This window comes from Staphylococcus sp. EG-SA-18 (assembly GCF_017151825.1).
Classification (GTDB): Bacteria; Bacillota; Bacilli; order Staphylococcales; family Staphylococcaceae; genus Staphylococcus; species Staphylococcus aureus.
The window spans coordinates 1-11,598 of record NZ_JACYVY010000050.1 but is presented as its reverse complement, the minus strand read 5'-3'; the positions used below and the strand labels follow the sequence as shown (position 1 = coordinate 11,598).

General features: G+C 35.9%; 9 protein-coding genes. All 9 read left to right on the top strand.

The annotated features are described in order from the left end of the window. Positions 1-334: 334 nt before the first annotated feature. The 9 genes from ilvD (at position 335) to ilvA (ending at position 11,063) form a co-directional block, all read left to right on the top strand. Positions 335-2,023 (top strand): dihydroxy-acid dehydratase, encoded by a 1,689-nt coding sequence (ilvD, locus tag IDG66_RS11030; protein WP_103143670.1) that lies wholly within the window; start codon positions 335-337, stop codon positions 2,021-2,023. A gap of 27 nt (positions 2,024-2,050) precedes the next feature. Beyond that, complete coding sequence (gene ilvB, locus IDG66_RS11025) at positions 2,051-3,820, top strand: biosynthetic-type acetolactate synthase large subunit (protein ID WP_000047810.1); 1,770 nt, start codon at positions 2,051-2,053, stop codon at positions 3,818-3,820. Continuing rightward, entirely contained in the window at positions 3,820-4,074 is a 255-nt protein-coding gene (locus tag IDG66_RS11020) for an ACT domain-containing protein (RefSeq protein ID WP_000196911.1), read from the top strand. Before ilvB ends, IDG66_RS11020 begins: the two co-directional genes overlap by 1 nt. A 136-nt stretch (positions 4,075-4,210) precedes the next feature. Continuing rightward, on the top strand, positions 4,211-5,215 hold the full coding sequence (gene ilvC / locus IDG66_RS11015) for a ketol-acid reductoisomerase (RefSeq protein WP_000214552.1): 1,005 nt from the start codon (positions 4,211-4,213) through the stop codon (positions 5,213-5,215). Positions 5,216-5,244: 29 nt separating this feature from the next. Next, positions 5,245-6,774, top strand: coding sequence for a 2-isopropylmalate synthase (locus IDG66_RS11010; protein WP_103143671.1), 1,530 nt, complete (start codon positions 5,245-5,247; stop codon positions 6,772-6,774). Between the two features lie 2 nt (positions 6,775-6,776). After that, the gene (leuB, locus tag IDG66_RS11005; protein WP_000221945.1) at positions 6,777-7,823 is read left to right on the top strand and encodes a 3-isopropylmalate dehydrogenase; all 1,047 of its coding nucleotides are present in this window, start codon (positions 6,777-6,779) and stop codon (positions 7,821-7,823) included. A 13-nt stretch (positions 7,824-7,836) separates the two neighbouring features. Then, positions 7,837-9,207 carry a 3-isopropylmalate dehydratase large subunit gene (gene leuC / locus IDG66_RS11000; protein WP_000531834.1) on the top strand — a complete coding sequence of 457 codons (1,371 nt, stop codon included), beginning with the start codon at positions 7,837-7,839 and terminating at the stop codon, positions 9,205-9,207. After that, the gene (gene leuD / locus IDG66_RS10995) at positions 9,208-9,780 is read left to right on the top strand and encodes a 3-isopropylmalate dehydratase small subunit (protein ID WP_000718948.1); all 573 of its coding nucleotides are present in this window, start codon (positions 9,208-9,210) and stop codon (positions 9,778-9,780) included. A gap of 14 nt (positions 9,781-9,794) precedes the next feature. After that, a complete protein-coding gene (gene ilvA, locus IDG66_RS10990; protein WP_000216855.1) occupies positions 9,795-11,063 on the top strand; it encodes a threonine ammonia-lyase IlvA in 1,269 nt (422 codons plus the stop codon). The last annotated feature ends 535 nt before the right edge of the window (positions 11,064-11,598 follow it).

Sequence of the window (11,598 nt, the reverse complement as noted above, 5' to 3'; positions counted from 1 at the left end):
TACTAAAGCAGATATAGTAAATTAAATTTATCAAATTTTTAGACAATTCTAACTATTAAAGTGATATATACCATTCACGGAAGGAGTATAATAAAATGCTTAATCAATATACTGAACATCAACCGACAACTTCAAATATTATTATTTTATTATACTCTTTAGGACTCGAACGTTAGTAAATATTTACTAAACGCTTTAAGTCCTATTTCTGTTTGAATGGGACTTGTAAACGTCCCAATATTATTGGGACGTTTTTTTATGTTTTATCTTTCAATTACTTATTTTTATTACTATAAAACATGATTAATCATTAAAATTTACGGGGGAATTTACTATGCGAAGCGACATGATCAAAAAAGGAGATCACCAAGCACCAGCAAGAAGTCTTTTACATGCCACGGGCGCGCTAAAAAGTCCAACTGATATGAACAAACCATTTGTAGCTATTTGTAACTCTTATATTGATATTGTTCCTGGACATATTCACTTGAGAGAGCTTGCAGATATAGCTAAAGAAGCAATTAGAGAAGCCGGTGCCATTCCATTTGAATTCAATACAATTGGTGTTGATGATGGAATAGCTATGGGACATATCGGAATGCGATATTCTCTACCATCACGTGAAATTATTGCAGATGCAGCTGAAACTGTAATTAACGCTCATTGGTTTGACGGCGTATTTTACATTCCTAATTGTGACAAGATTACACCCGGTATGATTTTAGCAGCCATGAGGACAAACGTACCAGCTATCTTTTGCTCTGGTGGACCAATGAAAGCTGGCTTATCTGCACATGGAAAAGCATTAACACTTTCATCAATGTTTGAAGCAGTCGGCGCATTTAAAGAAGGATCGATTTCTAAAGAAGAATTTTTAGATATGGAACAAAATGCCTGCCCTACTTGTGGTTCATGTGCTGGGATGTTTACTGCAAATTCAATGAACTGTTTGATGGAAGTTTTAGGTCTAGCATTACCATACAACGGTACTGCACTTGCAGTCAGTGATCAGCGACGAGAAATGATTCGCCAAGCAGCTTTTAAATTAGTTGAAAATATTAAAAATGATTTAAAACCACGTGATATCGTTACTCGCGAAGCAATTGATGATGCATTTGCACTTGATATGGCTATGGGTGGTTCAACAAACACGGTACTGCATACGTTAGCCATTGCCAATGAAGCTGGTATTGATTATGACTTAGAGCGCATTAATGCTATTGCCAAACGCACGCCATATTTATCAAAAATAGCACCTAGTTCATCGTATTCAATGCATGATGTGCATGAAGCTGGTGGCGTCCCAGCAATTATTAATGAATTGATGAAGAAAGATGGCACGTTACACCCAGATAGAATCACAGTTACTGGCAAAACGTTACGTGAAAATAACGAAGGCAAAGAAATTAAGAACTTTGATGTCATTCACCCTCTTGATGCACCATATGATGCACAAGGCGGTTTATCTATCTTATTTGGTAATATCGCCCCTAAAGGCGCAGTTATTAAAGTTGGCGGCGTTGATCCATCTATCAAAACATTTACTGGGAAAGCAATTTGTTTCAATTCGCATGATGAAGCTGTTGAAGCAATAGACAATCGTACCGTTCGTGCAGGCCACGTCGTTGTCATTAGATATGAAGGACCTAAAGGTGGACCAGGTATGCCTGAAATGTTAGCACCTACTTCCTCTATTGTTGGTCGCGGCTTAGGTAAAGATGTTGCATTAATTACTGATGGGCGTTTTTCCGGTGCCACAAGAGGTATTGCAGTTGGTCATATTTCCCCTGAAGCTGCATCTGGTGGACCAATTGCCTTAATTGAAGATGGAGATGAGATTACTATTGATTTAACAAATCGTACATTAAACGTAAACCAGCCTGAAGATGTTCTAGCGCGTCGCCGAGAATCTTTAACACCGTTTAAAGCGAAAGTAAAAACAGGTTATCTAGCTCGTTATACTGCCCTAGTAACTAGCGCAAATACAGGTGGCGTCATGCAAGTCCCTGAGAATTTAATTTAATTTATTTTTATATTGGAGATGGTTAAAATGTCTAAAACTCAACATGAAGTAAACCAAAATATTGACCCTTTAAAAATGGCTGAATCACTTGAACTTGAACAACTAAATGAAAAAACTTTAAATGACATGCGTTCAGGATCAGAAGTGCTAGTAGAAGCTCTACTTAAAGAAAATGTGGATTATTTATTCGGTTATCCTGGTGGTGCCGTACTACCTTTATACGACACATTTTATGATGGTAAAATCAAACATATTTTAGCAAGACACGAACAAGGTGCTGTTCATGCTGCAGAAGGTTATGCACGTGTATCTGGTAAAACTGGCGTCGTTGTAGTTACAAGCGGTCCAGGTGCAACTAATGTAATGACAGGTATTACGGATGCACATTGCGACTCTTTACCTCTAGTTGTATTCACTGGACAAGTTGCTACACCAGGCATTGGTAAAGATGCATTCCAAGAAGCGGATATTCTATCTATGACTTCACCAATTACAAAACAAAATTATCAAGTGAAACGTGTTGAAGATATCCCTAAAATCGTACACGAAGCTTTCCATGTAGCTAATTCTGGACGCAAAGGTCCTGTAGTGATTGATTTTCCAAAAGATATGGGTGTTTTAGCTACAAATGTGGATTTATGCGACGAAATCAATATTCCAGGTTATGAAGTTGTTACAGAACCAGAAAATAAAGACATTGACACTTTCATCTCACTTTTAAAAGAAGCGAAAAAGCCTGTCGTATTAGCCGGCGCAGGTATTAATCAATCAAAATCAAATCAATTATTAACACAGTTTGTTAATAAACATCAAATCCCAACAGTTACTACTTTACTAGGTCTAGGTGCTGTACCTTATGAGGATACACTATTTTTAGGTATGGGAGGTATGCATGGTTCTTATGCTAGTAACATGGCATTAACTGAGTGTGATTTACTCATTAATTTAGGTAGCCGCTTCGATGATAGATTAGCAAGCAAACCTGATGCCTTTGCACCTAACGCCAAAATTGTACATGTAGATATTGATCCTTCAGAAATCAATAAAGTTATTCATGTAGATTTAGGTATTATTGCAGACTGTAAAAGATTTTTAGAATGTTTAAATGATAAAAATGTTGAGACTATAGAACACAGTGACTGGGTTAAACATTGTCAAAATAATAAGCAGAAACACCCATTTAAACTTGGTGAAGAAGATCAAGTATTTTGTAAGCCACAACAAACAATCGAATATATCGGCAAAATTACAAATGGTGAAGCAATTGTTACTACAGACGTGGGACAACATCAAATGTGGGCAGCTCAATTTTATCCATTTAAAAATCACGGACAATGGGTTACAAGCGGTGGTTTAGGAACAATGGGATTCGGTATTCCTTCGTCAATTGGTGCCAAATTAGCTAATCCTGATAAAACAGTCGTATGTTTCGTCGGTGACGGTGGTTTCCAAATGACAAACCAAGAAATGGCACTTTTACCCGAATATGGTTTAGATGTCAAAATCGTACTAATCAATAATGGAACATTAGGTATGGTTAAACAATGGCAAGATAAGTTCTTTAATCAACGCTTCTCACACTCAGTATTTAATGGTCAACCTGATTTTATGAAAATGGCAGAAGCATATGGCGTCAAAGGTTTCTTAATCGATAAGCCAGAACAACTGGAAGAACAATTAGATGCAGCGTTTGCTTATCAAGGACCAGCTTTAATTGAGGTTCGTATTTCCCCTACTGAAGCTGTAACCCCAATGGTTCCGAGTGGCAAATCAAATCATGAAATGGAGGGCTTATAATGACAAGAATTCTTAAATTACAAGTTGCGGATCAAGTCAGCACGCTAAATCGAATTACAAGTGCTTTTGTTCGCCTACAATATAATATCGATACATTACATGTTACACATTCTGAACAACCTGGGATTTCTAACATGGAAATTCAAGTCGATATTCAAGATGATACATCACTTCATATATTAATTAAAAAATTAAAACAACAAATTAATGTTTTAACGGTTGAATGCTACGACCTTGTTGATAACGAAGCTTAATTTTAAGACAAAGGCAATGATGCGCTAATTAGTTATAGATAAATCATAGGCTGCTAGTTAACATCTGCCACTATTACAAAGTTATATTTCAGAATTTTCGAAAAACAAAATATTTAATTATTTGGAGGAATTTATTATGACAACAGTTTATTATGATCAAGATGTAAAAACGGACGCTTTACAAGGCAAAAAAATTGCAGTAGTAGGTTATGGATCACAAGGTCACGCGCATGCACAAAACTTAAAAGACAATGGATATGATGTAGTCATCGGCATTCGCCCAGGTCGTTCTTTTGACAAAGCTAAAGAAGATGGATTTGATGTGTTCCCTGTTGCAGAAGCAGTTAAGCAAGCTGATGTAATTATGGTGCTATTACCTGATGAAATTCAAGGTGATGTATACAAAAACGAAATTGAACCAAATTTAGAAAAACATAATGCGCTTGCATTTGCTCATGGCTTTAACATTCATTTTGGTGTTATTCAACCACCAGCTGATGTTGATGTATTTTTAGTAGCTCCTAAAGGACCGGGTCATTTAGTTAGACGTACATTTGTTGAAGGTTCTGCTGTACCATCACTATTTGGTATTCAACAAGACGCTTCAGGTCAAGCACGTAATATTGCTTTAAGTTATGCAAAAGGTATTGGTGCAACTCGTGCAGGTGTTATTGAAACAACATTTAAAGAAGAAACTGAGACAGATTTATTTGGTGAACAAGCAGTACTTTGCGGTGGTGTATCGAAATTAATTCAAAGTGGCTTTGAAACATTAGTAGAAGCGGGTTATCAACCAGAATTAGCTTATTTTGAAGTATTACATGAAATGAAATTAATCGTTGATTTGATGTATGAAGGCGGTATGGAAAATGTACGTTACTCAATTTCAAATACTGCTGAATTTGGTGACTATGTTTCAGGACCACGTGTTATCACACCAGATGTTAAAGAAAATATGAAAGCTGTATTAACTGATATCCAAAATGGTAACTTCAGTAATCGCTTTATCGAAGACAATAAAAATGGATTCAAAGAATTTTATAAATTACGCGAAGAACAACATGGTCATCAAATTGAAAAAGTTGGTCGTGAATTACGCGAAATGATGCCTTTTATTAAATCTAAAAGCATTGAAAAATAAGATAGACCTACAATGAGGAGTTGTTAAATATGAGTAGTCATATTCAAATTTTTGATACGACACTAAGAGACGGTGAACAAACACCAGGAGTGAATTTTACTTTTGATGAACGCTTGCGTATTGCATTGCAATTAGAAAAATGGGGTGTAGATGTTATTGAAGCTGGATTTCCTGCTTCAAGTACAGGTAGCTTTAAATCTGTTCAAGCAATTGCACAAACATTAACAACAACGGCTGTATGTGGTTTAGCTAGATGTAAAAAATCTGACATCGATGCTGTATATGAAGCAACAAAAGATGCAGCGAAGCCGGTCGTGCATGTTTTTATAGCAACACCACCTATTCATCTTGAACATAAACTTAAAATGTCTCAAGAAGACGTTTTAGCATCTATTAAAGAACATGTCACATACGCGAAACAATTATTTGACGTTGTTCAATTTTCACCTGAAGATGCAACGCGTACTGAATTACCATTCTTAGTGAAATGTGTACAAACTGCCGTTGACGCTGGAGCTACAGTTATTAATATTCCTGATACAGTCGGCTACAGTTACCATGATGAATATGCACATATTTTCAAAACCTTAACAGAATCTGTAACATCTTCAAATGAAATTATTTATAGTGCTCATTGCCATGACGATTTAGGAATGGCTGTTTCAAATAGTTTAGCTGCAATTGAAGGCGGTGCGAGACGAATTGAAGGCACTGTAAATGGTATTGGTGAACGAGCAGGTAATGCAGCACTTGAAGAAGTCGCGCTTGCACTATACGTTCGAAATGATCATTATGGTGCTCAAACTGCTCTTAATCTCGAAGAAACTAAAAAAACATCGGATTTAATTTCAAGATATGCAGGTATTCGAGTGCCTAGAAATAAAGCAATTGTTGGCCAAAATGCATTTAGTCATGAATCAGGTATTCACCAAGATGGCGTATTAAAACATCGTGAAACATATGAAATTATGACACCTCAACTTGTTGGTGTAAGCACGACTGAACTTCCATTAGGAAAATTATCTGGTAAACACGCCTTCTCAGAGAAGTTAAAAGCATTAGGTTATGGCATTGATAAAGAAGCGCAAATAGATTTATTTAAACAATTCAAGGCCATTGCGGACAAAAAGAAATCTGTTTCAGATAGAGATATTCATGCGATTATTCAAGGTTCTGAGCATGAGCATCAAGCACTTTATAAATTGGAAACACTGCAACTACAATATGTCTCTAGCGGCCTTCAAAGTGCTGTTGTTGTTGTTAAAGATAAAGAGGGTCATATTTACCAGGATTCAAGTATTGGTACTGGCTCAATCGTAGCAATTTACAATGCAGTTGATCGTATTTTCCAGAAAGAAACAGAATTAATTGATTATCGTATTAATTCTGTCACTGAAGGTACTGATGCCCAAGCAGAAGTACATGTAAATTTATTGATTGAAGGTAAGACTGTCAATGGCTTTGGTATTGATCATGATATTTTACAAGCCTCTTGTAAAGCATACGTAGAAGCACATGCTAAATTTGCAGCTGAAAATGTTGAGAAGGTAGGTAATTAATTATGACTTATAACATTGTTGCCCTACCTGGTGATGGAATCGGTCCAGAAATTTTGAACGGATCTCTATCATTGCTTGAAATTATAAGTAATAAATATAACTTTAATTATCAAATAGAGCACCACGAATTTGGTGGTGCCTCTATTGATACATTCGGCGAACCTTTAACTGAGAAAACCTTAAATGCGTGTAAAAGAGCAGATGCTATTTTACTGGGTGCAATCGGTGGACCTAAATGGACAGATCCTAACAATCGACCAGAACAAGGATTATTAAAATTGCGTAAATCCTTAAATTTATTTGCAAATATACGCCCCACTACCGTTGTCAAAGGCGCTAGTTCTTTATCACCTTTAAAGGAAGAACGCGTTGAAGGCACAGATTTAGTTATAGTCCGTGAATTGACAAGTGGTATTTATTTTGGAGAACCTAGACATTTTAATAATCACGAGGCCTTAGATTCTCTTACTTATACAAGAGAAGAAATAGAACGCATTGTTCACGTAGCATTTAAATTGGCCGCTTCAAGACGAGGAAAACTAACATCAGTTGATAAAGAAAATGTATTAGCTTCTAGTAAATTGTGGCGCAAAGTCGTAAATGAAGTAAGTCAATTATATCCAGAAGTAACAGTAAATCACTTACTTGTTGATGCTTGTAGTATGCATTTAATCACAAATCCAAAACAATTTGACGTCATCGTATGTGAAAACTTATTTGGCGATATTTTAAGTGATGAAGCTTCAGTGATTCCTGGTTCACTTGGTTTATCACCTTCTGCTAGTTTTAGTAACGATGGTCCAAGATTGTATGAGCCTATTCATGGATCAGCACCAGATATTGCAGGTAAAAACGTTGCCAATCCATTTGGAATGATTCTATCTTTAGCGATGTGTTTACGTGAAAGCTTAAATCAACCAGATGCTGCAGATGAATTAGAACAACATATTTATAACATGATTGAACATGGGCAAACGACAGCAGATTTAGGCGGCAAATTGAATACTACTGATATTTTCGAAATTCTATCTCAAAAATTGAATCACTAAGGGGGAGATGTAAATGGGTCAAACATTATTTGACAAGGTGTGGAACAGACATGTGTTATACGGGAAATTGGGCGAACCGCAACTATTATACATTGATTTACACCTTATACATGAAGTTACTTCTCCTCAAGCATTTGAAGGACTTAGGCTTCAAAACAGAAAATTAAGACGCCCAGATTTAACATTTGCAACACTCGATCACAATGTTCCTACTATTGATATATTCAATATTAAAGATGAAATTGCAAACAAACAAATCACAACATTACAAAAAAACGCCATAGATTTTGGGGTGCATATTTTTGATATGGGTTCTGATGAACAAGGTATTGTTCACATGGTAGGACCTGAGACAGGACTTACACAGCCTGGAAAGACAATCGTTTGTGGTGACTCTCACACAGCAACACATGGAGCATTTGGTGCTATTGCATTTGGAATTGGAACAAGTGAAGTTGAACATGTTTTCGCAACTCAAACGCTATGGCAAACAAAACCCAAAAACTTAAAAATCGATATTAATGGTACCTTACCAACAGGCGTCTATGCTAAGGACATTATTCTGCATTTAATTAAAACGTATGGTGTTGACTTTGGTACAGGCTATGCTTTGGAATTTACTGGCGAAACAATTAAAAACCTTTCAATGGACGGTCGAATGACTATTTGTAACATGGCTATCGAAGGTGGTGCCAAATACGGCATAATCCAACCTGATGATATAACATTTGAATATGTTAAAGGGAGACCATTTGCCGATAACTTCGTTAAATCAGTTGATAAGTGGCGTGAGCTATATTCTGATGACGACGCGATATTTGATCGTGTAATTGAACTTGATGTTTCAACATTAGAACCACAAGTGACATGGGGAACTAATCCTGAAATGGGTGTTAATTTCAGTGAACCATTCCCTGAAATCAGTGATATCAACGATCAACGTGCGTATGATTATATGGGGTTAGAACCAGGACAAAAAGCTGAAGATATCGACTTAGGGTATGTTTTCCTCGGTTCATGTACGAATGCTAGACTATCAGATTTGATTGAAGCTAGTCATATTGTTAAAGGAAATAAAGTTCACCCAAATATTACAGCTATTGTCGTGCCAGGTTCTCGTACAGTAAAAAAAGAAGCTGAAAAATTAGGTCTAGATACTATCTTTAAAAATGCAGGATTTGAATGGCGTGAACCAGGATGTTCAATGTGTTTAGGCATGAATCCTGACCAAGTACCTGAGGGCGTACATTGTGCATCTACAAGTAATCGAAACTTTGAAGGACGACAAGGTAAAGGTGCAAGAACACATTTAGTATCCCCTGCTATGGCAGCAGCAGCAGCTATTCATGGTAAATTTGTGGACGTAAGAAAGGTGGTTGTTTAAATGGCAGCAATCAAACCTATTACAACATATAAAGGTAAAATAGTCCCTCTCTTCAACGACAATATCGATACAGACCAAATCATTCCTAAGGTACACTTAAAGCGTATTTCAAAAAGTGGTTTCGGTCCATTTGCTTTTGATGAATGGCGGTACTTACCTGATGGTTCAGATAATCCAGATTTCAATCCTAACAAACCACAATATAAAGGGGCTTCTATTTTAATTACAGGAGATAATTTTGGATGCGGTTCAAGTCGTGAACATGCTGCTTGGGCTCTTAAGGACTATGGTTTTCATATTATTATTGCAGGAAGTTTCAGTGACATATTTTATATGAATTGTACAAAAAATGCAATGTTACCAATTGTTTTAGAAAAAAATGCACGTGAACATCTTGCTAAATATGTTGAAATTGAGGTCGATTTACCAAATCAAACTGTGTCATCACCAGACAAGCGTTTCCATTTTGAAATTGATGAAACTTGGAAAAATAAACTTGTAAATGGCTTAGATGACATTGCAATCACCCTACAATATGAATCATTAATAGAAAAATATGAAAAATCACTTTAAGGGAGTTGAATATTATGACAGTCAAAACAACAGTTTCTACGAAAGATATCGATGAAGCATTTTTAAGACTTAAAGATATTGTCAAAGAAACACCTTTACAATTAGACCATTACTTATCTCAAAAGTATGATTGTAAAGTTTATTTAAAACGAGAAGATTTACAATGGGTACGTTCTTTTAAATTAAGAGGTGCTTACAACGCTATTTCTGTTTTGTCAGATGAAGCTAAAAGTAAAGGTATTACATGTGCGAGTGCAGGTAATCATGCTCAAGGTGTTGCCTATACAGCTAAAAAACTTAATTTAAACGCTGTTATCTTTATGCCAGTCACTACACCTTTACAAAAGGTAAATCAAGTAAAGTTCTTTGGAAATAGTAACGTTGAAGTTGTACTCACTGGTGATACATTTGATCACTGTTTAGCTGAAGCTTTAACTTATACAAGTGAACATCAAATGAACTTTATAGATCCATTCAATAATGTTCATACAATTTCTGGACAAGGTACGCTTGCTAAAGAAATGCTAGAACAATCAAAGACTGACAATGTTAACTTTGATTATTTATTTGCCGCTATTGGTGGTGGTGGATTAATTTCAGGTATTAGTACTTACTTTAAAACCTATTCACCTACTACGAAAATTATAGGTGTTGAACCTTCAGGTGCAAGTAGTATGTATGAATCTGTTGTCGTAAATAATCAGGTAGTCACATTGCCTAATATCGATAAATTTGTGGACGGTGCATCTGTAGCTAGAGTTGGCGATATTACATTTGAAATTGCAAAAGAAAATGTAGATGATTACGTTCAAGTAGATGAAGGTGCAGTTTGTTCTACGATTTTAGACATGTATTCAAAACAAGCAATTGTAGCAGAACCTGCTGGCGCATTAAGTGTGAGTGCTCTTGAAAACTACAAAGACCACATTAAGGGTAAAACTGTTGTTTGTGTCATTAGTGGTGGTAATAATGATATTAATCGTATGAAGGAAATTGAAGAACGTTCTTTATTATATGAAGAAATGAAACATTATTTTATTTTAAACTTCCCTCAACGCCCTGGTGCATTAAGAGAATTTGTAAATGATGTTTTAGGCCCACAAGACGATATTACAAAATTTGAATACTTGAAAAAATCTTCTCAAAATACAGGTACTGTCATTATTGGTATTCAACTTAAAGATCATGATGATTTAATACAACTCAAACAACGTGTAAATCATTTCGATCCTTCCAATATTTATATTAATGAAAATAAGATGTTATATTCATTGTTAATTTAACACATAGTAAGAAAAACAGTCATAAATTGATTTCTAATTGAAATCATCTTATGACTGCTTTTTATTATACTTTACATTTCTCGTTTCGTCAGATTCAAACGTTTTCACTTCGCCAAGCCATTTTTCTTTGTGTTTGCTTTTATTTTGACGTTTTAGACATAAAAAAAGAGACCTTGCGGTCTCAACTTGCCTGGTAACGTTCTACTCTAGCGGAACGTAAGTTTGCTACCATCGTCGCTAAAGACCTTTCTTGACTTGTGACAATCGCTTGCTTCTTTCCTCTCCTTCGGCTCTCGCTTACTCATTTAGCTCTACTAAACTCGTTGCGCTCTTTTCTTGTTTCGTCAGATTCAAACGTTTTCACTTCGCCAAGCCATCTTTCTTTGTGTTTGCTTTTTACTATGTAACTTTAGACATAAAAAAAGAGACCTTGCGGTCTCAATGCGGCTCATCGCATCCATTTTTTGCCTGGCAACGTTCTACTCTAGCGGAACGTAAGTTCGACTACCATCGACGCTAAGGAGCTTAACTTCTG

What these genes read in the sequence shown, in the direction of transcription:
- leuB (WP_000221945.1), top strand. Translation starts at nt 6,777, where the DNA reads ATGACTTATAACATTGTTGCCCTACCTGGTGATGGAATCGGTCCAGAA.
- leuD (WP_000718948.1), top strand. Translation starts at nt 9,208, where the DNA reads ATGGCAGCAATCAAACCTATTACAACATATAAAGGTAAAATAGTCCCT.
- IDG66_RS11010 (WP_103143671.1), top strand. Translation starts at nt 5,245, where the DNA reads ATGAGTAGTCATATTCAAATTTTTGATACGACACTAAGAGACGGTGAA.
- IDG66_RS11020 (WP_000196911.1), top strand. Translation starts at nt 3,820, where the DNA reads ATGACAAGAATTCTTAAATTACAAGTTGCGGATCAAGTCAGCACGCTA.
- ilvC (WP_000214552.1), top strand. Translation starts at nt 4,211, where the DNA reads ATGACAACAGTTTATTATGATCAAGATGTAAAAACGGACGCTTTACAA.
- ilvB (WP_000047810.1), top strand. Translation starts at nt 2,051, where the DNA reads ATGTCTAAAACTCAACATGAAGTAAACCAAAATATTGACCCTTTAAAA.
- leuC (WP_000531834.1), top strand. Translation starts at nt 7,837, where the DNA reads ATGGGTCAAACATTATTTGACAAGGTGTGGAACAGACATGTGTTATAC.
- ilvA (WP_000216855.1), top strand. Translation starts at nt 9,795, where the DNA reads ATGACAGTCAAAACAACAGTTTCTACGAAAGATATCGATGAAGCATTT.
- ilvD (WP_103143670.1), top strand. Translation starts at nt 335, where the DNA reads ATGCGAAGCGACATGATCAAAAAAGGAGATCACCAAGCACCAGCAAGA.